The sequence below is a fragment of the Aeromonas intestinalis genome, assembly GCF_054052485.1.
Genome location: NZ_JBSTYK010000003.1, coordinates 32,032 through 53,870, shown reverse-complemented (window position 1 = coordinate 53,870; position 21,839 = coordinate 32,032). Strand labels below are relative to the sequence as shown.

Genomic DNA, 21,839 nt, shown 5'->3' with positions numbered 1-21,839 from the left:
TCCCTCCATGCTTGAACTGCTTTTCCTGCTGTTGCCGATTGCCGCCGGCTATGGCTGGTACATGGGACGCAGGAGTGTTCGCCAGGACACCCAGCAACAGAGTAACCAGTTTTCCCGCCAGTATGTGGCGGGCCTCAACTATCTGCTCTCCGACGAGTCGGACAAGGCGGTGGATCTCTTCATCCAGCTGCTGGAAGTCGACAGCGAGACCATCGAAACCCACCTCTCCCTTGGCAACCTGTTTCGCCAGCGCGGCGAGGTGGACCGCGCCATCAAGATCCACCAGAACCTGGTTGCCCGCGAGCTGACCCGGGAACAGCGCCAGCTCGCCCTGCAGGAATTGGCACGGGATTTCCTTGCCGCCGGTCTGCTGGACAGGGCCGAAGCCATCTGGAACGAGCTGTGTGAAGACAGCGACTTCGAGGAGACGGCGCTGGCCCAGTTGCTCATCATCCATCAACAGTTGCGTGACTGGGACAAGGCCATCGAGGTCGCGGTGCGGCTGCAGAAGTTTCAGGGCAACAAGAAGCTGGCCGACCCCATCTCCCATTTCTATTGCGAGCAGGCCGAGAGCCTCTTGCGTGACGGCGACAAGGCCGCGGGGCGTGCCAAGCTCAAGCGGGCGCTCGGGGTCAATGGGGCTTGCGCGCGGGCGAGCTTGCGTCTTGCCGAGCTCGCCATGGAGGAGGAAAAATACGAGGACGCCAGCAAGGAGCTGTTGCGGGTGTTCGAGCAAGACATGGATTTTGCCTCCGAGGCCATGCCAAAACTCCTTCAATGCTACCAGCAGATGGGCCGTAGCCAGGAGCTTATTCCGTTGCTTGAAAAAGCGGTGGAAGATCATGCTGGTGTCAGCGTGACCCTGGCCCTGGCCAATCTGGTTGAGGCCCGCGATGGTCTGAGTCAGGCCCGGGCCCTGGTGCTGCGTCAACTGCGCCGCCACCCGTCCATGAAGGGTTTCTATCAGCTGGTCGGTTTCCAGCTGGCGAGCGCCGAAGAGGGGCCCGCCAAGGAGAGCCTGGAGCTGCTGCAGCAGCTGGTGGGCGAGCAGATCAAGATCAAATCGACCCACAAGTGCCGTCAGTGCGGCTTCGCCACCCATTCGCTGTTCTGGCAATGCCCCTCCTGCCGCCAATGGGGCTCCATCAAGCCCATCCGGGGGCTGGATGGGGAGTAGCCGCCTTCGATAGTCAGACCCGGACACCAGAGTGCCGGCTGGCGAGATGCCCATGCCGGTTGCAACACAACAACACGCCATAGGAAGTGACATGCAAGATCCCAAAGTACTGGTTGCGCTCGATTATCAGCGCGAAGCCGATGCCTTCGCCTTCATCGAGCAGATTTCGCCAGCCCAATGCCGCCTCAAGGTGGGCAAGGAGATGTTTACCCTGTTTGGTCCCCAGTTCGTGCGTCAACTGGTCGGCAAGGGATTCGATGTCTTCCTGGATCTGAAGTTTCACGATATTCCCAATACCGTCGCCAAGGCGGTGGCGGCCAGTGCCGAGCTGGGGGTCTGGATGGTCAACGTCCATGCCAGCGGTGGCGAGCGTATGATGCGGGCTGCGAAAGAGGCGCTGCTGCCCTATGGCGAGAAGGCCCCCCTGCTCATCGGGGTCACCGTGTTGACCAGCATGGAGCAATCTGACATGGCCCCGCTCGGGGTGGATGCCACGCCCGCCGAGCAGGTGATCCGGCTGGCAACGCTGACCAAGGCGGCCGGGCTCGATGGAGTGGTCTGCTCCGCCGAGGAAGCCAGCGAGCTCAAAGCCTTGCTCGGCGCCGATTTCAAACTGGTGACCCCGGGCATCCGTCCGGCAGGCTCGGCGGCGGGGGATCAGCGCCGGGTGATGACACCCAGTGCTGCGATGGCGGCGGGTGCCGACTATCTGGTGATTGGCCGCCCCATCACCCAGGCCGCGGATCCCGCCGCCGTACTGGCTGCCATCAATGCGGAGCTGAACGGCTAAGCACCGGGCGAGTCATCCCTCAATGCAACAGGCCGGATCATGAGTCCGGCCTGTTGCATTTCATCTGTCCCGTGCCGTGGCAGTGCCTAGGAGTGAACCGCCCTGGCGCCGAGCCCCCAGGGGATCAGTCCGAGCAGCAGGCCGGCGACCGAACCGATGAGATGAGATTCGATATGGACCCTGGCACCGATGAGGGCGGAGACCGGACTCTCCCCTGCGCTGTAGAAATCCAGCCCGAGCTTGATGACGATGCCGAGCAGCATCAGCCAGCCGGAGTGGCGGCGATAGCGAATATCCTGCAGGGCGCCCCAGACGAAGAGGCCGTGAAGGGCGCCGGACAATCCCATGTACCACTGGGTCTGGGGGCACCACCACCAGATGCCGAGGCCGACGGCCGTACACAGCAGCAGCATCAGCAAGGGCAGACGCCAGCCCGCCAGGTAGTCACGAAACAGGCTGTAAAGCACCGCCAGCCCGCTCAGGTTGAGCAGCAGATGCCATCCGTTGGTGTGGGCCAGATTGCCTGTTATGATGCGCCACCCTTCCCCTTGGGCTATCAGGGCACGATCGAAGGAGAGCAGGTGGTTTGGTACGGTGAAGAAGAGCAAGGCAGTGATGAGCGACAGCGTAACAACCCAGAACAGACCCGATTTTTCTGACGACATGAAACAGCCCAGCGACAAAGAGAGCCGATACTGTACACGCTGTACCCGAGCCCTCAAAGCTTGCCTGTGTGATTATGTTGAACGGGTTGCCCATCTTGCGCCCATCCATATTCTGCAGCACCCCGCCGAGGTCGGTCATCCCAAGGGCACGGCCGCTCTGCTGGCCGCGTCGCTCAGCCGGGTTCACCTCCACGTGGGGGAGGGCTTCGCCGATGCCGATTGGCTTGCGGCGCTCCTGGCCGATCCCAAGGTGCGCTGTGCCGTGCTCTGGCCGGATGAGACGGCCCTGACCCTGGCAGAGGCGAAGGCGCAATGGGGCGGTCTCGATGAGGGGCTGACCGTACACTTCATTCTGCTCGATGGTACCTGGCGCAAGGCGTATCGCATGCTGCACAGCAATCCGGCCCTGCTCGCACTGCCGAGGATCACCCTGGGCGCCATCGAGGGGCAATACGCCATTCGCAAGAAGCCGTTTGCCGGGGCGCTGTCGACCCTGGAGGCGGGTTACCATCTGCTGTGTCAGTGGGAGGGGGAGCGCGATCGCTTCGCCCCGCTGATGACGCTTTTTACCCAGTTGAACCGGCAATGGCAGGATTTTGCCCAAGGTCGCCGAACCTGAGCCGTGTATTTAAACAAAGAGGAGTGAGACACGTGAATAAAGCCGTCGTGGTATTCAGTGGCGGTCAGGACAGTACCACTTGTCTGGTGCAGGCCCTGGCCAAGTATGACGAAGTGCACGCCATCACCTTCGATTATGGCCAGCGCCACCGGGAGGAGATAGAGACGGCCCGCCGACTCGCCGGCACGCTGGGTATCGCCGCCCACAAGGTGATGGACGTGACCATGCTGGGGGAGCTGGCGGTCTCGGCCCTGACCCGCGACGATATTCCGGTCAGTGGCGAGCTGCAGGACAACGGCCTGCCCAACACCTTCGTGCCGGGGCGCAACATCCTGTTCCTGACCCTGGCCGCCATCTATGCCTATCAGGTGGGGGCGGGAACCGTCATCACAGGGGTATGCGAGACCGATTTCTCCGGCTACCCGGATTGCCGTGACGAGTTCGTCAAGGCGCTCAACCAGGCGGTCTCCCTCGGGCTGGATCGCGGCCTCGTCTTCGAGACGCCTCTGATGTGGCTCGACAAGGCCGAAACCTGGGCCTTGGCGGATCACTATGGTCACCTGGATACCGTGCGCCAGCAGACCCTCACCTGCTACAACGGCATCCAGGGGGATGGCTGCGGTACTTGCCCAGCCTGCGAGCTGCGCAGCCGCGGTCTGAACCACTATCTGGCGGACAGGGTCGGGGTCATGGCGCGCCTGCACGCAAAAACCGGGTTGTGAGTCTTGCCCCTGTTTGGGGTATAATCCGCGCCTTTTGCAACAAGCCGTGACCAGCATGCACTACCCAATCAACGAGATATTCCAGACCATCCAGGGGGAGGGGGTCTTCACCGGCCTGCCCGCCATCTTCGTGCGCCTGCAGGGGTGCCCCGTGGGTTGCCCCTGGTGCGATACCCGTCACACCTGGGTGGTGGACCCGGCCCGTGAAGTGGGCCCAGGCGAGGTGCTGGACAGATCCAACGAGTGCGATGGCTGGAGCAAGATGAGCACGGAGGCGATCCTCGAGAGCTTCGAGACCCTGGGCTACCAGGCGCGCCATGTGGTGATCACCGGTGGCGAGCCCTGCCTCTACGATCTCCATGAGCTCTCGGGCGCCCTGCTGGATGCGGGTTACCAGGTACAGATCGAAACCAGCGGTACCAGCGAGATCCTGACCCATGCACAGACCTGGGTCACCGTTTCCCCGAAGATCGGGATGAAGGGGGGCTTGCCTGTACTGGTGTCGGCGCTCGAGCGGGCGAACGAGATCAAGCACCCGGTGGCGACCGAGCGACACATCGAAGAGCTCGATGCCCTGCTGGCAACCGCCAGTCTACGCCCCGATGTGGTGATTGCCTTGCAGCCCATCAGCCAGAAGCCGAGGGCCACCGAACTTGCCATGGCGACCTGTATCGCCCGCAATTGGCGACTATCCATCCAGACTCACAAATATCTGAATATCGATTAAGATGGATAATCTCACGGACGAGCGGGTATTGCTCACCCTGGCAAACCAGATGCCTTACGGAAAATATCGGGGCCGGCGTATCATCGATATTCCGGAGCCCTATCTGGTGTGGATGGCCCGCACCGGTTTTCCGGCAGGATCCCTGGGCCAGTCATTGGCACTGGCGTACGAGATAAAACTCAATGGACTGGAGTCCATGATTATTCCCATTATTAACAGGATGTCGCCATGAGAATATATACCCGGCAGGGGGACAAGGGACTCACTCGCTTGGCCGATGGCTCCCGTTTGGCCAAGGATGATCCGCGCGTCGAGACCTATGGCGCCATCGATGAGTTAAATTCCCAGATAGGTCTGTTGATGGCCGAAATACCCGAGCAGGAGAAAACCCTGCTGGCCGAGCTGATATTGCTGCAGCAGGAGTTATTTGACTTGGGAGGAGAGCTGGCCTTTTCCAGCGAGGCGCAAAATAGCGAACTGTGGCAGGTCAGCGAGCAGTGGACATTGCGCCTCGAGCAGCAAATAGATGCCTACAGCGCCAAGTTGCCTGCGCTGCATAATTTCATTTTGCCAAGCGGCTCCCGGGCGGCGGCCCAGGCCCATGTGGTGCGTACCCTGACCCGCCGCTGCGAGCGGTTGCTGCTGGGCCTGAGTCGCACCGAGCAGGTCAACCCGGCGGTCTTGCCCTATCTGAACCGGCTGAGCGACTGGTTCTTCACGGTGGCGCGGTATCTGCTCGTCTGTACCGGCACGCCCGAGGTGCTCTGGGTCAAGGCCGCAGATCGCGGCTAGGCCAGATTCGGGACAATAAAAAACCTCGCCATGGCGAGGTTTTTTATTGCAAGGGTCGCGCTGTTTTCAGATGGCGAACGCTTCCACGGATTTACCTTCGGCCACGGCCTTGGCAATGGTGGAGGGCATGCGACCCTGACCGGTCCAGGTTTTTTCCACGCCGTTGTCATCGAGATAGCGATATTTGGCGGGGCGGGGGGCACGTTTGCTTTTACCGGCTTTGGGGGAATCGACGGCCACTGTGCCTACCAATTCGGCGGGGTCAATGCCGGCCGCTTTCAGCATTTCGGCATATTCGGCAATTTTACGTTGATGTTCTTCCCGCGCCTGACGGTCGGCAGATTCATCCTGCTGGCGTTCGGTGACGATGGTGGTGAGTTTTTCCAGACCTTCTTCCAATTGTTCCAGCGTCAGTTCACGGCAGGTCGCCCGCAGACTACGGATATTCAACAGCACTTTCAGAAATTCGTTCATATTGGCTACCACGCGAGCAGAAATATACAGGGGGGATGAAAAGCTATTTTCGTTAATTTATAGGGGGGCTCGCCATCAAGTCAAGCGCGCGGAATTAATTATGGGAAAATATAAATTAAGCCAGGCGAGATAGCGGGGCGATATATTGCCCCGATGGGCGGTCATTAATCTTCAAATGAGTTCCAGATAGATGAAAATGTCGGCTGGATCGATTTTTGTGAACCATTTGACTACCCCTTCGCGATTCATCGCCATACTCGCATTGAATTTTAATCAAAAAACTTGCTATCACACCGTGCCTCGATAAAATGTGCCCCGAATACCTTTAAGTAGAGGCGCGCTGCCTATGAGTAACCGAGCGGAGGGTGATGCCTGCGATGCTCGAGGAAAGGAGTCGGCGCCGAAGTGACCAGGCCATCATACCGGGTTGCTGGTTCTGCATCGAACAGGTGCAGGACTGCCATAGTCATCCACTATGGAGCGCTACCTGAAGGGGCTGAGGAGTATTACCTCCCCATGGGTTTTGTTTCTTTATCCTCTCGGTAGATCTCCACCTGCTGTCTTTAGGTGCAAAGAGATCATGGACATCGTTCACTACGCCGACTCCGGTTGGTCTATCGTTCCCCCCTTGCTGGCCGTCGCATTGGCTATCATCACCCGCCGCGTCCTGGTGTCGCTGGGGGTGGGTATCATTGCGGGCAGCCTGCTGCTCAATCAGTTTGACCCCCTCGCTTCCCTGCATTACATGCTGAACACCGTGCTCAAGATCTTCTGGGTCGATGGCGCATTGAATCGTGACAACGTGAACATGATCCTGTTCATGCTGCTGCTGGGTGGCCTCATCAGCCTGATGAGCGTCTCCGGTGCCACTCGCGCCTTCGCAGAGTGGGCCGCGAAACGCGCCAAGACCCGCAAGGGGGCCAAGGCGCTGACCGGCATGATGGTGTTCGCCTTCTTCATCGATGACTTCTTCCACAGCCTGTCGGTGGGGGCCATCTGCCGTCCGGTCACCGATCGCTTCCAGATCTCCCGCGCCAAGCTGGCCTATCTGCTGGACTCCACCGCAGCGCCGGTCTGCGTGCTGATGCCCATCTCCTCCTGGGGGGCCTACATCATCGCCCTGGTGGGCGGCATCATGGCGGCCCATGGCCTGACGGATCAGAGCCCCATCTCCGCCTTCGTCGAGATGATCCCCATGAACCTCTACGCCGTGTTCACCCTGATCATGGTGCTGGTGGTGATCGCCTTCCAGCTCGACATCGGCTCCATGCGCCAGCACGAGCAGTGGGCCCTGGAGGGCAAGCTGTGGGATGAGTCCAAGGGCCGACCCATCGGTCTGGACATGGAGTGCCCCGAGGAGAGCAACGGCGGCATGATCGACATGGTGCTGCCGATCCTGACCCTGACTCTGGCCACCGTCTACTTCATGATTGACTCCGGTGCCGCCGTGCTGGCCAGCAAGGGTGAACCCTTCAGCGTGCTCGGCTCGTTCGAGAATACCAATGTCGGCTCCTCCCTGGTCTATGGCGCCCTGTGCAGCCTGGTGGTCTCCATCGGCTTGGCCATGCGCCTCAAGCTGGGTGCCAAGAACTGGATGAAGGCAGCGCCGCAAGGCGTGATGGCCATGCTGCCCGCCATCAACATCCTGCTGTTCGCCTGGACCATCGGTGCCGTGGTGCGTGACGTGGAGACCGGCAAGTACCTGGCTTCCATGGCCAACGGCAACCTGCCGGTGGAAGTGTTGCCCGCCGTGGTGTTCGTGCTCTCCTGCGCCATGGCGTTTGCCACCGGCACCAGCTGGGGCACCTTCGGCATCATGCTGCCGCTGGCCGGTGACATGGCGGCCGCGAGCGATGTGGCCCTGATGCTGCCCATGCTGGCCGCCGTGCTGGCGGGCTCGGTGTTCGGGGATCACAGCTCCCCCATCTCCAGCACCAGCATACTGTCGGCCACCGGCGCCGGCTGCCATCACATCGATCACGTGATGACCCAGCTGCCCTACGCCCTTGCCATCGCCTTCGGCGCGGCCATGGGCTACCTGGTGATGGGGCTGATGCACTCCGTACTGGCAGGCTTCACCGTCAGTGCCCTCTGGTTTGTCATCTTCTCCAGCTATCACCTGCGCAAGGCGCGGCAGGCGAGAGCGCTGGCAGTCGCATAAATTAAACAAGGGGCCCACGGGCCCCTTGGTTTTGGCGGGGGCATTGGTTAGCATGCGCCCCATAAATTCAGTTTCGGAACAGTACCATGGCTTCACTGCACTACAAATTCGCCACCATGAACTCGGGCAAGTCGACCCAGCTTATTCAGGCGCACTTCAACTACCTGGAGCGAGGCATGGTTCCGCTGGCCATGACGCCGGTCATCGACGATCGCTTCGGAACCGGGGTGATCAGTGCAAGAGTAGGCTTGGAGCTGAAGGTGGAAGTGTTCAGTGACAGCTGTGATCTGTTCGAGATGGTCCAGACACGCCACGGCGAGAAGAAGATCGATGTGTTCATCGTCGACGAGGCCCAGTTCCTGACTCGGGAGCAGGTCTATCAGCTGGCCCGTATCGTCGATGAGCTCAAGATCCCGGTCATCGCCTACGGCCTCAAGACAGATTTTCGCGGCGAACTGTTCCCGGGCTCCTACCATCTGCTCTGCCTCGCCGACAAGTTCGAGGAGCTCAAGAGCATCTGCTGGTGTGGCAACAAGGCCCACATGAACTCTCGCGTGAACGAAGCGGGGCAGGTGATGCACGATGGCGAGCAGGTGGAGATAGGCGGCAACGATCGCTATGTGTCCCTGTGTCGCAAGCACTATCTGGATGGCCGGGCCTTCAAGTAACCGAAAGCAGGATCGCAAAGGGCGCCGACAGGGCGCCCTTTTTCTTGGCTGTGGCCGTGTGCGGTTCAGTCTATCTCGATGTCCACCGGCGCTATGATGGGGTCGGCCACCGGCAGGCGGTGGAACAGCTGGCGAAAATGCTGCTGGACCCGGCCGATGTCGACGAGGGACATGCCGGAGGCGAAGCCGAACCAGACGTAGAGGCCGGTGAGATCCCGGAACATGGGGGGGAGGTAGCGGGGCGCGTCGATGAGCCCCTCCAGGTAGTGCTGGTAGAGCACGGGGATATCGTCCAGGGTCACCTTGCCGACGAACAGCATGGGCAGGATCTCGGGGACCCCCTCCAGCACGGCGCTGCGGATGAAGTTGACCGTCTCCACATAGCCCTTCACGTAGGAGAGATCCTTGGTGAAGCAGGCGCCACCCTCGACCATGCCGCCGCGAAACACCCGCTGGGTGATCTTGTAGGCATCGTGTTCGCTGGCCCCCTTCTCGACAAAATGCCGGAATACCTCGATGAAGTCGGCGCCGCGCTCTGCCATGTCGATGGCCATCACCCGATCCGAGATGCGCTTGGCCCTGTCCGGGAAGGAGCTGAAGGTGAGGGTCTCGATGAGCACTGCCAGCCCCTCCTGACAGGCGGTGATGCGGGGCGACCCCGCCCCGAGCCAGGTGGCGTAGGATTGCTGGCGGCCGTTCAGGGTGGTGCCCACGTGTACCCAGCCCTCGTGTACTTCCAGCACCTGCAGATCCAGTTCGGAGAAGCGGGCGTGGGAGCTCAGCTTGATGTAATCGCCGCCGGCGGCGGCGTCGGAGACAATGCCATCGCTGAGCTTGACCTGGATAGCGCCATCCTCGAAGTAGCCGGACAGCTTGCCCTGCAACCTGGCCACCGCCGCTTCCCCCTCGAACTCTTTGGGGTAGGGGCGCACCAGGTGGCGGGCACCGGGCAGGGAGAAGATGTCGCACAGGCGGGCGCCAAGTTCCTTTAGCGTCTTGCGATCCCCGCGCAGGTGGTCGCTCGCCGAGCCATAGAGGATCTGGCTGTAGCGCAGAAAGTCCGGCTGACCGCGCTGGCGCAGCATCTCGATGACCACCATGTACTGATCCACCGTCTCTTGCAGAATGCGCCCCAGATCGTCCTGGGGGCCGAGGCGTCGCCGGATCCTGTCCCGCAACTCCTTGAGCTCCAGGTATTTGTTGCGGGGATCGAAGTCCAGTGGCAGTCCCTGATAGAAGGCGGCGTCGATGGCGGGCAGCTCGCGCCCACCCTTGGCCAGAAATTCGGTCTGCAGGTGACGGGGCCACTTGATGGCATCCAGGATGCGGATGGGTTTTTGCAGGGCGAGCAGCTCATCGGAGAGGGATTTGAGGTGCAGGCGATACTTTTCTTGGATGGTCATCGGGCCCCCTCATGGGGCGGGTGTGGGGCGAGAATGGCTGAGTATATGCATAGCGCCTGCCAAAAAGAAGCGAGAGAGGGGACTATCCCGCCGGCGCGCTTTTGGTTGCCGACAAATTGGTTTAGACTGCGCCCCTTGATCCCTCTAGTGTCGTGAAAATGATGAATATCCCCAGCTCCGAAATGATAATGCGTTGGTTGCAGCAGGCCCGGATCGAGCACTACGTGTGCGACCAGTGCCACGGCATCCACCTGGTGTCCCTGCAATCCGTGGAGGGCATTCAAGAGAGCCGGATCTTCGTCGAAGAGGAGGGGCTGTTGTTCTCGTCCGAACTGGAAGTGCGGCCCTCATCCCTGCTGCCGCTGATGGCTGAGCTGGGTCGCCTCAACATGCAGTACCCGTCTCTGAAGGTATTCCTCGATATTATCGACGACAATCTGCCGCGTCTCATCGTGGGCCACACCGTCTTCACCAAGGCGGGTCTCTCCGTGGAGCAGTTCCTGCTGTTTGTCGAGAGCACCACGGCGGCGACCCACGAGGTGGTCTCCGAGTGCGAGCGACTGGGCTTCCTCAATCTGCCGGAAATCCAGGTGTCGCCGGAATCCGTGCACTGAGTCGAGGGGCGGGATTGTGCGTTAAATGTGCGAACGGTTCGCCCAAGCCAAAAAGCCGTTGACGCAGGCAGCCCTTTCCCCTAAATTACGCCCCGTTCCAGCGCGTTAGCGCAGTGACCTCGTGTTGGCTGAACACGTTAAACCACAGACCAAAATTTGGTGAGGTGTCCGAGTGGCTGAAGGAGCACGCCTGGAAAGTGTGTATACGGCAACGTATCGAGGGTTCGAATCCCTCCCTCACCGCCAAATTGAAAAGCCGACCTCAGGGTCGGCTTTTTGCTATCCAGTCGACATGCATCTCTGATGCCTTCGAGGGAGGGTGAGAACCCTCGCCGGGTTCGAGCAGAGCGGCTTGCCGCGATGAACGGCCACAGGCCGCCCCGAAGGGGTGAGTCACGAAGTGGCGAATCATCCCTTCCTCACTGCCAAATAAAACAAAGGGCCTGTCGCAAGACAGGCCCTTTGTTTTATCCGATGATGGGCGGCTCGGTTTGGACCCTGGTTCGACAGAAGGGTAGATAACCCTCCTGGACAGCCGCAGGCTGCCCGCAGAACGGGCGCCAGAGACGGCACGAGTCAGTTCCGGCACAGCCAAATGAAAAGCCGACCTCTGGGTCGGCTTTTTGTTTTCTGGTAATAATCCAGACTTGGGCGTCGCGAGGGGCAGATTGGTCGCGCCGTTATCTCTTCAATTTGCAGATAGAGGGGATGTTTCTGTACTTGTGCTCCCAGGGCAGGCCGTAGCCCACCAGCAGCTCGTCGCTTTCCATTTCATAGGCATAAAACTGTTCGACGGGGATGGCTACGCGCCCCGGTTTGACGAACAGGGTCGCGATGGACAGCGAACGTGGCGTGAACGCTTGCAGGTGCGCCACCAGCCGCTTCATGGTGCCGCCTGATTCGATGGCATCGTCCACCAGGATGACATCCTTGCCGCAGATGCCGATGTTGTCGTGAAAGACGATGGGGGAGTCGTTATGGCGCTCCCCCGGGGTGTGGGGGCAGGAGATGTAATCCATGGCGACATCGAAGTTGAGCCCCCTGACCAGATCCGCGGTGAACAGCATGCCCCCCGGCACTACGGTTACCACCACCGCCTCCTTGAAGCGTTCGTTGAGCCGTTTGGCGACGACTTGAACACCCAGCTCGATATCCTGCTTGGTCAATACCGTTTCGCCGAAAATAGGGTTCTTCATGATTTCTCCAGACAGATTGATGACATAGATGCAGGGGCTGGCGTCAGGGGCACCCGTCTGCTGAGTAGCAGGGCGAACAGCACCAGCAGGGCAACCCCATAGAGGGCTGCGGGCAGATCGAGGGCTTCGGCGCCAAAGCCGACCAGGGCGGGGCCAGAGAGCACACCGACATAGCCGAGGGTGGAGACGGCGGTGATGGCGAGGGCCCCCGGCATGATCCGCTGCTGGCCGGCCGCCGAAAACATCACGGGCACTATGTTGGAGCAGCCCAGGCCGATGAGGGCATAGCCCAGCAGTGCTGCCTGCCAGCTGGGCAGCGCGAGGCTGAGCAGGAAGCCCGTGATGGCGATGAGGGCGCCACCAGTGACGACCCGTCTGGCCCCCAGGCGAGCAACGACGCTGTCACCCAGCAGGCGGCCGCCGGTCATGGCGATGGAGAAGAAGAGGATCCCGAGCCCGGCGGCGCTGGCCGGTACGGCGCGATATTCATGGAGGAAGATGCCGCTCCAATCCAGCACTGTCCCTTCGGCCAGGAAGAAGACGAAACAGATGACCCCGATGAGGATGACGGGGCCCCTTGGCAGGGCGAACAGGGGGCCGCTGTGGGATTGGGGCTCGGTTCTGTAGCCCGGGGCGCTCAGGGCCAGCAAGGCCAGGATGAGGAGCGATGTAGCCAGGGTTGCGCCCAGCGGGGACAGGCCGAGGCTGAGCAACAGGGTGAGGACGAAGGCGCCGCTCATGCCGCCCAGGCTGTAGAAGCCGTGAAAGCCGGACATGAGCGGCTTGCGGGCATCCTTCTCGACGGCGAGGGCATGGATGTTCATGGCGCAGCCCGTGGTGCCTATGCTCATGCCGTAACACAGCAGGGCCATGGCCAGGACGGAGCCGACAAGCGTCCGTTTGCAGCCAAATCGGCTGGTACAGATCCCCGCGATGGGCATGCCAAGCAGGGCCCCCCCGCCGAGGCAGAGCAGCATCATGCCCATGGCGCCGTCACTGAGCTGCACATGCTGCTTGACGAAGGGGATGATGGAGGCCCAGGCCGCCGTGGCGAAGCCCGAGCAGAAGAAGGTGACTCTCGTTGCCAGCCTGTCGCGGTGAGGCAGTGTGAGGGAGAGGGGGGATGGCATGATGGTCTCCTGAACATGGGGGTGCCGGCGGCAGCTCATCTGCCGGGTTGGCATCATCCTATGACATGCTCAAACAAAAATGAACGCAAATGATCTTTATTTTGTTTGTATGTGTTCGTTTTGGCGATATGATGAGGGCGTCACGGAGAGGAGCGTCGAGGCAAGCGCATGATAAAACTCATCATTACGGATATGGACGGAACCTTTCTCAACAGCCAGGGCGATTACAACCGGGCTCTGTTTCGCGATGTCGTGACCGCCATGGCGCGGCAAGGGGTGCATTTCGCCCCCTGTACCGGCAAGCAGGTGGACAGGGTCGAGGAGCTGCTGGGGGAGGAGAGTGCGAACTTCTGGATCCTGGGAGACAGCGCGACCCGCATCAAGCACCGTGGCCAGTATGTCTATCAATCCTTGCTGGGCAATACCCTGGGACTGGCCATCATAGACCGGCTCGCGCATGTGCCGGGCTCGCACATCACCATTGCCTGCACCGCCGAGTTTGCCTTCATCAGAGAGGATATTGCGCCCCACCTGAAAGAGCTGGTGCGCCGCTCCTACAGCAAGGTCAAAACCGTCGGTGATTTTAATGAGATCGGCGCCGATTTCGTGAAGATCACCGTCTATGACGAGCAGGGGCGCAGCCCAGCGCTGAGAGGCGAGCTCGATGCCTTCAATGAGGATGCCTATATCGTCGTGTCCGAGAAGAACTGGATCGACATCGCCAACGCCGGGGTACACAAGGGCACCACTGTGGCCAGGCTGCAGGTGCTGGTCGGTGCCGGCCGCCATGAGACCCTGGTATTCGGGGATGGGCTCAACGATGTCGAGCTGATGGGCTGCGCCGATCTCAGCTTCGCCATGCGAAATGGTTGCGACGAGACCAAGGCGGCGGCCAACTTCATCACCCGCTCGAACGATGACGACGCCGTCATGCACACCATATTGCGGTTGCTCGCGCTGCAATCGGGCCGATGAGGCGCGGCGAGCAGGCGCAAGCGCCATCACCACAGGGGATCATCATGGACAAATATTCACCGGAGGAGCGGCAGCTGCTGATCCTGGATCTGCTGGCCGCTCATCACAAGGTGATGGCGGCGAGCCTGGCGGATCAGCTCGGCACCACGGAGGCAACCATCAGGCGGGATCTGCGGCAACTGGCCGATGCCGGACAGTGCAAGCGGATCCACGGGGGCGCCATCTCCTTGTCACCCCAGACGGGCACCCTGACCGAGCGCAGCAACAGCAAGGTGGCCGAGAAACAGGGGCTGGCGCTGGCGGCCCTCGGCATCATCAAGGAGAAGCAGCTGATCTTCCTCGATGCCAGCAGCACTCACTTGTTGTTGGCCTCCATCATGCCGGAGCACCTGGATCTGACGGTGGTGACCAATAGCCCGGCCATCGCGGTGCGATTGCTGGAGCGGCGCAACGTCAAGACCATTTTGGTGGGGGGCGAGCTGGATCCCATGGTGGGCGGCGCGGTGGACATCACGGCGGCCGAGTCCATCCAGAAGTTTCGCTTCGATCTCTGTTTCCTCGGGGTCTGCGCCTGGTCATCGGATCTGGGGTTCAGCGCAGTCCATTATCAGGACAGCGAGTTCAAGCGTCGGGTGGCGGAGCGTTCTGGCTCCCTGGCGGTGCTGTGCAATGACGACAAGATTGAATCCCTGGCGTCCTACCCCTTCCTGAGCTCGGCGCAGACGGACTACCTCATTTGCACCCAGCAGGATCCCATCCTGATGGCGGCGTTCAAGGCTGTCGGCTGCACCGTCATCACGGCGGGTTGAGACGCAACACGAAGAGACTGATGGAGGGAGAGTGACATGGGGTTATCAAACAGGGATAGATCCAGCCCGGGGCTATCCAGCGAGGGGCGGCCAGGCAGGGTGTCATCGGCAGGCCATGATGGGGCAGGCCGTCATCCGGTCGAGCCCGGCTTATCAAACGGATGGTTGCGTCTCCGTGCTCGCCTCATCGGCGAAACGGAGCGCTACATGGCCTCCCTGCTGGCCCTCTATCGTTGGGAGGAGGAGCCGGAGACACGTCGGACCGGGAAGGAGGATAGATGATACGGCCCTCGTCATCTTCATCCTGTGTCCCAGTCCGGTCAGGGCCGGAACAAATCAAGTTTCATGTGGCGCTTGATATTCCCAACCCGGTGATTGGCCGGGTTGATACCGTGACAGGTATCAAAGGATGAGCGTGACAATCATCACGTTTCCCGCTTTTAGTTTGGGCACCACTCGTTCGCTTTTCTGCTTTTGTTACACTGCGTGACATTGTCTCTACTGACGCAAGCAAGCGCTTCGGGTGATGGAAGATGTTCAATAACCAATTGGTCTCCACGTTAAATACATTCGAATTCAAAGTTTATAACTATGTGATGAAACATCATCAGGCCGTTATTTATATGACGGTCAGGGAATTGGCCGAGGCCTGTGATGTATCGACGGCCACGGTATTACGCTTTTGCAAAAAATTGAATTACAGCGGCTATGCGGAATTCAAAGCCTACCTCAAGATGAATGGTGAAAAACGTGGTCAGATATCCATTCCGCACGGCGCCAATGAGTTTCTCTCTTTTTTCAAGAGCATCAACAACGACGAATTCGATGCCCTGATCCTGAGCGCCGCCGGACAGATTGCCGGGGCCGAGCGGGTCATCTTCGTGGGGGCCGGCACCTCCGGCACGCTGGGCCGCTACGGGGCTCGCTTCTTCTCGAATATCGGCAAGTTCAGCAACCACATCGACGACCCCTACTATCCGGTCAACACCGACATGTACAAGCAGGCGGTGGTGATCGTGCTATCGGTGTCGGGGGAAACGGCGGAGATCATCAAGCTGGCGGAACAATTCCTGCTGCACCATTGCAAGGTCATCAGTATTACCAGCGATAATAAATCCACCCTGGCCCAGATGGCAGATTTCAATATTTCCTATCATGCGGCGAGAGTGGTCGTCGATAATGAATATGATATTACTACCCAGGTGCCGGTGATTTATATTATCGAGTCCATTGGTCGACAACTGGCAAATACCATCAATGCCAAGATGTCACAGGCTGTGTCCTCAATGTAACAAATAACATTGTTGGCATTTTGTTATATGGTGACAAGGTTGAGTGCTTTCCCTACCATCCATTCACAGCGTTCAAATAGTCTCGATATTAATTAATAAATGGCAGGGAAGGGTAACGATGGCAATTAACTATGCGGATTCGGCGAAACAGATCGTCGAGTTGATTGGTGGTGACGGCAATGTCGTGAGCGTGACGCATTGCGCCACCCGGTTGCGGTTCGTCTTGAAAGAGACGGGGCTGGTGGACAAGGAGGTGCTCAAGCGGGTCAAAGGTGTCATCACCGTCATCGAATCCAGTGGCCAGTTGCAGGTGGTGATCGGCAATCATGTCGGCGATGCCTACCGGGAGGTGCAAAAGCTGGTGAATATCGATGAGAACGTGGTGGTCAGCGCCCCCCGAGTCGGGATGGTCAACCAGCTGATGGACATCATCTCCAGTATCTTCGCCCCCTTCCTCTATCCCCTGGCCGCCTGCGGCGTGTTGCAGGGGCTCATCTCCTTCTTCGCCGCCATCGACTGGATGGATCCCGCCAGCGGCACCTTCCGCATCCTGAATTTCGTCTCCTGGACCGGGTTCACCTTCCTGCCGGTGATGGTCGCCTTCACCGCCGCCAAGAAGTTCAACGTGAACCCCTTCACTGCGGTGATTGCGGCCTGTGCCCTGGTCTCCCCCGACTACATGAACATGCTGACCGCGAACAAAATCATCCTCGCGAACTCCGCGGATCCGGCGGTGCAGGCGCTGATGCAGTCGGCGATGGATAACCCGGCCATCAACGAGGCCATCGTCAACCTGGTGGGGGTGCCCCTCAACAGCGCGCCCCTCAGTTTCCTCGGCCTGCCGGTGCAGTACCTGAGTTACACCGCGTCGGTGATCCCCATCATCCTGATGGTGTGGGCCATGTCCTATGTGCAGCGCTTCTTCGAGCGGATTTTGCCGGTGGTGGTGCGCAACCTCTTCACCCCCATGTTCTGTCTCGCCATCATGGTGCCCCTGACCCTGCTGGCCTTCGGTCCCATCGGCAACCTCATCGGCGGCGCCATCGGTGGCATCTACAACACCCTCTATCACCTGAGCCCCTCCATCGCCGGCTTCGTGGTGGGGGCGGTCTGGACACCCCTGGTGACCCTGGGCGTGCATTGGGGGATCACCCCGGTGACGGTCGGCAACTATGCCACCCTGGGCTATGACACCTTCACCGGGTTGCAGGCCTCCGCGGTATTTGGCATCGCCGGCGCCGTGTTCGGGGTCTATTTCAAGACCCGGGATGCAGAGCTCAAGAGCATGACCCTCTCGGCCGGGGTGACCGCCCTGTTTGGCATCACGGAGCCCGCCATCTACGGGGTCGCCCTGCGCTTCAAGCGCCCGCTTGTCTGCGGCTGTCTGGCCGGCGCCATCGGCGGCACCGTGGCGGGAGCCTTCAATGCGGTCTCCTGGAGCTACTGCATCCCCGGCATCGCCGTGCTGCCGGTGTTCTTCAAGGAGGGTCACATGGCCCAGTTCCTGGGCTTCCTGCTCTCCATCGGCGTCGCCTTTACCCTCGGCGTCATCTTCTCCTGGCTGGCGGGTTTCCAGACCGATGCCGAGATAAGCCAGCCCCAGCCACTGACGTCCAAAGCCGTATAAAGCCGTATAAGGAGCGACAAGTCATGAAGAACACATTGCCAAAAGAGTTTCTGTGGGGGGGGGCGGTCGCTGCCCACCAGGTGGAAGGGGGCTGGGATCAGGGCGGCAAGGGGATGAGCATCGTCGATGTACTCACCAGCGGTGCCCACGGCGTGGAGCGCATCATCACCGACCGAGTCGAGGAGGGTTATCGTTACGCCAATCACGAAGCGGTGGATTTCTATCACCACTACAAGGATGACATCGCGCTCTTTGCCGAGATGGGCTTCAAGTGTTTTCGTACCTCCATCGCCTGGTCACGGATCTTCCCGCTGGGGGATGAGGCCGAGCCGAACGAGGCGGGGCTGCGCTTCTACGACGACCTGTTCGACGAGCTGCTGCGCCACGGCATCGAGCCCGTCATCACGCTCTCCCACTTCGAGATGCCCAATCATCTGGTGACCGAGTACGGGGGCTGGAAGAGCCGCAAGCTGGTGGATTTCTTCGTGCGCTTCAGTGAGGTGGTCATTCGCCGCTACCAGCACAAGGTCAAATACTGGATGACCTTCAACGAGATCAACAACCAGCGCAACTGGCAGGTGCCCCTGTTCGGCTACTGCTGCTCCGGGGTCATCTACAACCAGGAGCCGAACCCGGAGGAGTGCATGTATCAGGTGCTGCACCACCAGTTCGTGGCGAGCGCCAAAGTGGTCAGCCTGGGCCATGCCATCAACCCCGAGTTGCAGATTGGCTGCATGCTGGCCATGGTGCCGCTCTATCCCTACTCCTGCCACCCGGACGATGTGATGTATGCGGAAATCGCCATGCGCGAGCGCTTCCTGTTCGGGGACGTGCACGTGCGCGGTCATTACCCCGCCTATATCCGCAAGGAGTGGCTGCGCAAGGGCTACCAGATTGTCATGGAGCCGGGCGACGAGGAGACACTGCGGGCGGGCTGCGCCGACTACATCGGGCTCAGCTACTACATGAGCAATGCGGTGAAGGCCGATGGCGCCGGCACGGGCACGGCCCTGTCCGGGTTTGCGGGCAGCGTGCCGAATCCCCATGTGCAGGCGTCCGAGTGGGGCTGGCAAATCGACCCCGTGGGGCTGCGCTACACCCTGAACCTGCTCTATGGCCGCTACGAAAAACCGCTCTTCATCGTCGAGAATGGTTTCGGCGCGCGGGATCAGAAGGAGGCGAGCGGGGAGATCAACGACGACTATCGCATCGCTTACTTGCGCGCCCATATCGAGCAGATGAAGCTCGCCATCATCGAGGACGGGGTGGACGTCATGGGTTACACCCCCTGGGGATGCCTGGACTGCGTCTCCTTCACCACGGGGGAGTACAGCAAGCGCTACGGCTTTATCCACGTGGATAAGAACGATGACGGCAGCGGCAGCTTTGCCCGTAGCAAAAAACGCAGTTTCGACTGGTATCGCCGGGTCATCGCCAGCAACGGCGAGATCCTGTGACCAGGCAGTCGTCCATGCTGCTTGATTGAATAAAACCGCCTGTTTTCACCGACCACCATCCTCTCCTGGCGAGATGATGGTGGTTTTTTATTGGTTTGCAGCATGAAAAACTGACAAATATTGCGCAGTCAGGCGCTGGGGGTGACCATTGCCGCGAAGGGCGAATAGAGAGCGAGGTTGCTGCATGAGGAGAGGGCGGGCCGGGATCACTAAAGAGGCGGTATAAAAAAGCCCCGCTCCCGGTGACCGGGGCGGGACTGTTGTCATGGATGACTTAGGCGAGGTCGAAGCGATCCAGGTTCATCACCTTGGTCCAGGCGGCCACGAAGTCGTTGACGAACTTCTCCTTGGCATCCGCGCTGGCGTACACCTCGGCAATGGCCCGCAACTGGGAGTTGGAGCCGAACACCAGATCGACCCGGGTGCCCGTCCACCGGGTCTTGCCGCTCTTGCGATCCTGCCCGGTGTAGGTTCCCTTGTCCGCCGCCGGCTTCCACTCCGTGCCCATGTCGAGCAGGTTGACGAAGAAGTCGTTGGAGAGGGTGCCGGGGCTCGTGGTCAGCACCCCGTGCTGTCCACCGACATTGGTGCCGAGCACCCGCATGCCACCGACCAGCACCGTCATCTCCGGGGCGCTCAGGGTGAGCAGTTGCGCCCTGTCGATCAGCATGGTCTCCGCGAAGGCGGCGCACTGACCGCCGTAGTTGCGGAAGCCATCGGCGAGGGGTTCGAGCACCGCGAAGGAATCGACGTCGGTCTGGGCCTGGGAGGCATCCATCCGGCCCGGTGCGAAGGGCACGGTCACGGCGACCCCCGCCTTCTTCGCGGCCTGCTCGACGCCGACGTTGCCCGCCAGCACGATGAGATCCGCGAGGGAGACCTTCTTGTCACCCTTGTTGAACTCGGCCTGGATGGCTTCCAGCGCTTTGAGCACCTTGGCCAGTTGAGCGGGCTGGTTGACGGCCCAATCCTTTTGCGGGGCGAGACGGATGCGGGCACCGTTGGCACCACCGCGCTTGTCGGAACCACGGAAGCTGGAGGCGGCCGCCCAGGCGGTGGAAACCAGTTCAGAGACCGAGAGGGAGGAGGCCTGGATCTTCTCCTTGAGGGCGGCCACGTCCTTGTCTCCGACCAGGGGGTGATCGACCGCCGGGATGGGATCTTGCCAGATCAGCGTCTCTTTCGGCACTTCCGGCCCCAGGTAACGGGCCACCGGGCCCATGTCGCGGTGGGTCAGCTTGAACCAGGCGCGGGCGAAGGCATCGGCGAAGGCTTGCGGATCCTCGTAGAAGTGGCGGGAGATCTTGCCAAACTCCGGGTCAAACCTCAGGGTCAGGTCGGTGGTCAGCATGGTCGGCTTGTGGAACTTGCCGGGGATGTGGGCGTCCGGAATGATCTCCGGGGCATCTTTGGCTATCCACTGCTTGGCACCAGCCGGGGACTTGGTCAGTTCCCACTCGTACTTGAACAGGTTCTCGAAGAAGTTGTTGCTCCAAAGGGCCGGGGTCTTGGTCCAGGTCACTTCGAGGCCGCTCGAGACGGTATCCTTGCCGTGACCGCTGCCATAGTCGCTGATCCAGCCGAGGCCCTGGGCTTCGAGCGGTGCGGCTTCCGGTTCCGGGCCCTTGTGGGATTCCGGCGCGGCGCCGTGAGTCTTGCCGAAGGTGTGACCGCCGGCGATGAGGGCGACGGTCTCCTCGTCATTCATGGCCATGCGACCGAAGGTGGAGCGGATGTCCTTGGCGGCTTCCAGGTAGTCGCCGCTGGCGTTCGGTCCCTCCGGGTTGACGTAGATCAGGCCCATGTGGGTGGCGCCGAAGGGGGCCGTGAGCTCGCGATCCCCCTTGACCCGATCCGGGTCGACCCCGAGCCAGGCGATCTCGTCACCCCAGTTGACGTCCTGATCCGGCTCCCAGACATCCGGTCGCCCGGCGCCGAACCCGAAGGTGCGGAACCCCATGGATTCCAGCGCGACGTTGCCGGCGAGGATCAGCAGATCGGCCCAGGAGATCTTGTTGCCGTATTTTTGCTTGATGGGCCAGAGCAGGCGGCGGGACTTGTCGATGTTGACGTTGTCCGGCCAGCTGTTGAGGGGGGCGAAGCGTTGCTGACCGCGGCCACCACCGCCACGACCATCCGTGGTGCGATAGGTACCGGCGGCGTGCCAGGCCATGCGGATGAACTGGGGCCCGTAGTGGCCGAAGTCTGCCGGCCACCACTCCTGGGAGTCGGTCATCAGCTGGACCAGATCGCGCTTGAGCGCCTTGTAGTCAAGACTCGCAAATGCCTTGGCGTAGTCGAAGTCCTTGTCCATGGGATCTGAGCTGGGGGAGTGCTGGTGCAACAGATCCAGCCTCAGCTGATTCGGCCACCAGTCACGGTTGGTTCTGCCGACGCCGGCGGTGTGGTTGAAGGGGCACTTGCTTTCTTCACTCATCTCGATCTCTCCTTGCTATGGCTGACAACGCGTATCCGGTGAGCATGGAAGACAGTTCCATGTTGCTCGGTCAGCCTGTTTGACATTGCTCGTCGTATTGCTGT

At 60.7% G+C, this 21,839-nt stretch carries 21 protein-coding genes, 1 tRNA gene, 1 other RNA gene and 1 riboswitch; of the genes, 17 read left to right on the top strand and 6 right to left on the bottom strand.

All coding sequences use genetic code 11. The features are described from left to right. The first annotated feature begins 7 nt into the window (after positions 1-7). Both lapB and pyrF read left to right on the top strand, forming a co-directional pair. Complete coding sequence (lapB, locus tag ACW5W7_RS04560; protein ID WP_434662640.1) at positions 8-1,177, top strand: lipopolysaccharide assembly protein LapB; 1,170 nt, start codon at positions 8-10, stop codon at positions 1,175-1,177. A gap of 91 nt (positions 1,178-1,268) precedes the next feature. Continuing rightward, the gene (gene pyrF, locus ACW5W7_RS04555) at positions 1,269-1,967 is read left to right on the top strand and encodes an orotidine-5'-phosphate decarboxylase (protein ID WP_456500909.1); all 699 of its coding nucleotides are present in this window, start codon (positions 1,269-1,271) and stop codon (positions 1,965-1,967) included. Between the two features lie 86 nt (positions 1,968-2,053). On the opposite strand, the gene rrtA is transcribed toward pyrF, so the two are convergent. Beyond that, complete coding sequence (gene rrtA, locus ACW5W7_RS04550) at positions 2,054-2,632, bottom strand: rhombosortase (protein ID WP_456500908.1); 579 nt, start codon at positions 2,630-2,632, stop codon at positions 2,054-2,056. Between rrtA and ACW5W7_RS04545 the strand changes: the two genes are divergently transcribed. The 5 genes from ACW5W7_RS04545 to ACW5W7_RS04525 are packed head-to-tail and all read left to right on the top strand — an operon-like array spanning position 2,631 to position 5,492. Beyond that, a complete protein-coding gene (locus ACW5W7_RS04545) occupies positions 2,631-3,251 on the top strand; it encodes a tRNA-uridine aminocarboxypropyltransferase (RefSeq protein WP_456500907.1) in 621 nt (206 codons plus the stop codon). The two genes, rrtA and ACW5W7_RS04545, sit on opposite strands and share 2 nt — an antisense overlap. 32 nt (positions 3,252-3,283) lie before the next feature. After that, positions 3,284-3,973 (top strand): 7-cyano-7-deazaguanine synthase QueC, encoded by a 690-nt coding sequence (gene queC, locus ACW5W7_RS04540; RefSeq protein WP_456500906.1) that lies wholly within the window; start codon positions 3,284-3,286, stop codon positions 3,971-3,973. Between the two features lie 55 nt (positions 3,974-4,028). After that, positions 4,029-4,700: a 7-carboxy-7-deazaguanine synthase QueE gene (gene queE / locus ACW5W7_RS04535; RefSeq protein WP_456500905.1), complete on the top strand. Its 672-nt coding sequence runs from the start codon at positions 4,029-4,031 to the stop codon at positions 4,698-4,700. 1 nt (position 4,701) lies between these two features. Continuing rightward, positions 4,702-4,932: a DUF3820 family protein gene (locus ACW5W7_RS04530; RefSeq protein WP_456500904.1), complete on the top strand. Its 231-nt coding sequence runs from the start codon at positions 4,702-4,704 to the stop codon at positions 4,930-4,932. After that, positions 4,929-5,492, top strand: coding sequence for a cob(I)yrinic acid a,c-diamide adenosyltransferase (locus ACW5W7_RS04525; protein ID WP_349918003.1), 564 nt, complete (start codon positions 4,929-4,931; stop codon positions 5,490-5,492). Before ACW5W7_RS04530 ends, ACW5W7_RS04525 begins: the two co-directional genes overlap by 4 nt. 66 nt (positions 5,493-5,558) lie before the next feature. Here the strand turns inward: ACW5W7_RS04525 and ACW5W7_RS04520 are convergent, their stop codons facing one another. Further along, positions 5,559-5,966 (bottom strand): H-NS family histone-like protein, encoded by a 408-nt coding sequence (locus ACW5W7_RS04520; RefSeq protein ID WP_456500903.1) that lies wholly within the window; start codon positions 5,964-5,966, stop codon positions 5,559-5,561. Between the two features lie 322 nt (positions 5,967-6,288). Then, positions 6,289-6,460, top strand: a riboswitch (Lysine riboswitch). 86 nt (positions 6,461-6,546) lie between these two features. On the opposite strand from ACW5W7_RS04520, the gene ACW5W7_RS04515 reads away from it, so the two are divergent. Further along, the gene (locus ACW5W7_RS04515) at positions 6,547-8,127 is read left to right on the top strand and encodes a Na+/H+ antiporter NhaC family protein (RefSeq protein WP_456500902.1); all 1,581 of its coding nucleotides are present in this window, start codon (positions 6,547-6,549) and stop codon (positions 8,125-8,127) included. An 86-nt stretch (positions 8,128-8,213) separates the two neighbouring features. After that, positions 8,214-8,795 (top strand): thymidine kinase, encoded by a 582-nt coding sequence (locus tag ACW5W7_RS04510; RefSeq protein WP_456500901.1) that lies wholly within the window; start codon positions 8,214-8,216, stop codon positions 8,793-8,795. Positions 8,796-8,860: 65 nt separating this feature from the next. Here the strand turns inward: ACW5W7_RS04510 and ACW5W7_RS04505 are convergent, their stop codons facing one another. Then, positions 8,861-10,198, bottom strand: coding sequence for a flavohemoglobin expression-modulating QEGLA motif protein (locus ACW5W7_RS04505; RefSeq protein ID WP_456500900.1), 1,338 nt, complete (start codon positions 10,196-10,198; stop codon positions 8,861-8,863). A 158-nt stretch (positions 10,199-10,356) separates the two neighbouring features. Between ACW5W7_RS04505 and ACW5W7_RS04500 the strand changes: the two genes are divergently transcribed. From ACW5W7_RS04500 to ACW5W7_RS04490, 3 genes are all read left to right on the top strand, one after another. Further along, on the top strand, positions 10,357-10,812 hold the full coding sequence (locus ACW5W7_RS04500) for a type III secretion system chaperone family protein (protein WP_349917995.1): 456 nt from the start codon (positions 10,357-10,359) through the stop codon (positions 10,810-10,812). 158 nt (positions 10,813-10,970) lie between these two features. Then, positions 10,971-11,058, top strand: a tRNA-Ser gene (locus tag ACW5W7_RS04495). Between the two features lie 53 nt (positions 11,059-11,111). Next, positions 11,112-11,240, top strand: a non-coding RNA gene (locus tag ACW5W7_RS04490) — RtT sRNA. Positions 11,241-11,492: 252 nt separating this feature from the next. On the opposite strand, the gene ACW5W7_RS04485 is transcribed toward ACW5W7_RS04490, so the two are convergent. Together ACW5W7_RS04485 and ACW5W7_RS04480 are read right to left on the bottom strand one after the other, a co-directional pair. Continuing rightward, positions 11,493-12,008 carry a phosphoribosyltransferase gene (locus ACW5W7_RS04485; protein WP_456500899.1) on the bottom strand — a complete coding sequence of 172 codons (516 nt, stop codon included), beginning with the start codon at positions 12,006-12,008 and terminating at the stop codon, positions 11,493-11,495. Beyond that, positions 12,005-13,138: an MFS transporter gene (locus ACW5W7_RS04480; protein WP_456500898.1), complete on the bottom strand. Its 1,134-nt coding sequence runs from the start codon at positions 13,136-13,138 to the stop codon at positions 12,005-12,007. Before ACW5W7_RS04480 ends, ACW5W7_RS04485 begins: the two co-directional genes overlap by 4 nt. A 192-nt stretch (positions 13,139-13,330) precedes the next feature. On the opposite strand from ACW5W7_RS04480, the gene ACW5W7_RS04475 reads away from it, so the two are divergent. The 5 genes from ACW5W7_RS04475 (at position 13,331) to ACW5W7_RS04455 (ending at position 19,298) form a co-directional block, all read left to right on the top strand. Beyond that, on the top strand, positions 13,331-14,113 hold the full coding sequence (locus tag ACW5W7_RS04475) for an HAD family hydrolase (protein ID WP_456500897.1): 783 nt from the start codon (positions 13,331-13,333) through the stop codon (positions 14,111-14,113). Positions 14,114-14,157: 44 nt separating this feature from the next. Beyond that, complete coding sequence (locus ACW5W7_RS04470; RefSeq protein ID WP_456500896.1) at positions 14,158-14,922, top strand: DeoR/GlpR family DNA-binding transcription regulator; 765 nt, start codon at positions 14,158-14,160, stop codon at positions 14,920-14,922. Positions 14,923-15,455: 533 nt separating this feature from the next. Then, a complete protein-coding gene (locus ACW5W7_RS04465; RefSeq protein WP_456500895.1) occupies positions 15,456-16,214 on the top strand; it encodes a MurR/RpiR family transcriptional regulator in 759 nt (252 codons plus the stop codon). Positions 16,215-16,332: 118 nt separating this feature from the next. Beyond that, complete coding sequence (locus ACW5W7_RS04460; protein ID WP_456500894.1) at positions 16,333-17,841, top strand: PTS transporter subunit EIIC; 1,509 nt, start codon at positions 16,333-16,335, stop codon at positions 17,839-17,841. Between the two features lie 23 nt (positions 17,842-17,864). Continuing rightward, on the top strand, positions 17,865-19,298 hold the full coding sequence (locus ACW5W7_RS04455) for a 6-phospho-beta-glucosidase (protein ID WP_456500893.1): 1,434 nt from the start codon (positions 17,865-17,867) through the stop codon (positions 19,296-19,298). 274 nt (positions 19,299-19,572) lie between these two features. Here ACW5W7_RS04455 and katG read toward each other — a convergent pair whose 3' ends face one another. Further along, positions 19,573-21,735, bottom strand: coding sequence for a catalase/peroxidase HPI (gene katG, locus ACW5W7_RS04450; protein ID WP_456500892.1), 2,163 nt, complete (start codon positions 21,733-21,735; stop codon positions 19,573-19,575). Between the last annotated feature and the right edge of the window lie 104 nt (positions 21,736-21,839).

What these genes read in the sequence shown, in the direction of transcription:
- ACW5W7_RS04470 (WP_456500896.1), top strand. Translation starts at nt 14,158, where the DNA reads ATGGACAAATATTCACCGGAGGAGCGGCAGCTGCTGATCCTGGATCTG.
- ACW5W7_RS04485 (WP_456500899.1), bottom strand. Translation starts at nt 12,008, where the DNA reads ATGAAGAACCCTATTTTCGGCGAAACGGTATTGACCAAGCAGGATATC.
- ACW5W7_RS04505 (WP_456500900.1), bottom strand. Translation starts at nt 10,198, where the DNA reads ATGACCATCCAAGAAAAGTATCGCCTGCACCTCAAATCCCTCTCCGAT.
- rrtA (WP_456500908.1), bottom strand. Translation starts at nt 2,632, where the DNA reads ATGTCGTCAGAAAAATCGGGTCTGTTCTGGGTTGTTACGCTGTCGCTC.
- ACW5W7_RS04510 (WP_456500901.1), top strand. Translation starts at nt 8,214, where the DNA reads ATGGCTTCACTGCACTACAAATTCGCCACCATGAACTCGGGCAAGTCG.
- ACW5W7_RS04475 (WP_456500897.1), top strand. Translation starts at nt 13,331, where the DNA reads ATGGACGGAACCTTTCTCAACAGCCAGGGCGATTACAACCGGGCTCTG.
- pyrF (WP_456500909.1), top strand. Translation starts at nt 1,269, where the DNA reads ATGCAAGATCCCAAAGTACTGGTTGCGCTCGATTATCAGCGCGAAGCC.
- queE (WP_456500905.1), top strand. Translation starts at nt 4,029, where the DNA reads ATGCACTACCCAATCAACGAGATATTCCAGACCATCCAGGGGGAGGGG.
- ACW5W7_RS04500 (WP_349917995.1), top strand. Translation starts at nt 10,357, where the DNA reads ATGATGAATATCCCCAGCTCCGAAATGATAATGCGTTGGTTGCAGCAG.
- ACW5W7_RS04530 (WP_456500904.1), top strand. Translation starts at nt 4,702, where the DNA reads ATGGATAATCTCACGGACGAGCGGGTATTGCTCACCCTGGCAAACCAG.
- ACW5W7_RS04455 (WP_456500893.1), top strand. Translation starts at nt 17,865, where the DNA reads ATGAAGAACACATTGCCAAAAGAGTTTCTGTGGGGGGGGGCGGTCGCT.
- ACW5W7_RS04460 (WP_456500894.1), top strand. Translation starts at nt 16,333, where the DNA reads ATGGCAATTAACTATGCGGATTCGGCGAAACAGATCGTCGAGTTGATT.
- katG (WP_456500892.1), bottom strand. Translation starts at nt 21,735, where the DNA reads ATGAGTGAAGAAAGCAAGTGCCCCTTCAACCACACCGCCGGCGTCGGC.
- lapB (WP_434662640.1), top strand. Translation starts at nt 8, where the DNA reads ATGCTTGAACTGCTTTTCCTGCTGTTGCCGATTGCCGCCGGCTATGGC.
- ACW5W7_RS04545 (WP_456500907.1), top strand. Translation starts at nt 2,631, where the DNA reads ATGAAACAGCCCAGCGACAAAGAGAGCCGATACTGTACACGCTGTACC.
- ACW5W7_RS04465 (WP_456500895.1), top strand. Translation starts at nt 15,456, where the DNA reads ATGTTCAATAACCAATTGGTCTCCACGTTAAATACATTCGAATTCAAA.
- ACW5W7_RS04515 (WP_456500902.1), top strand. Translation starts at nt 6,547, where the DNA reads ATGGACATCGTTCACTACGCCGACTCCGGTTGGTCTATCGTTCCCCCC.
- ACW5W7_RS04480 (WP_456500898.1), bottom strand. Translation starts at nt 13,138, where the DNA reads ATGCCATCCCCCCTCTCCCTCACACTGCCTCACCGCGACAGGCTGGCA.
- ACW5W7_RS04520 (WP_456500903.1), bottom strand. Translation starts at nt 5,966, where the DNA reads ATGAACGAATTTCTGAAAGTGCTGTTGAATATCCGTAGTCTGCGGGCG.
- ACW5W7_RS04525 (WP_349918003.1), top strand. Translation starts at nt 4,929, where the DNA reads ATGAGAATATATACCCGGCAGGGGGACAAGGGACTCACTCGCTTGGCC.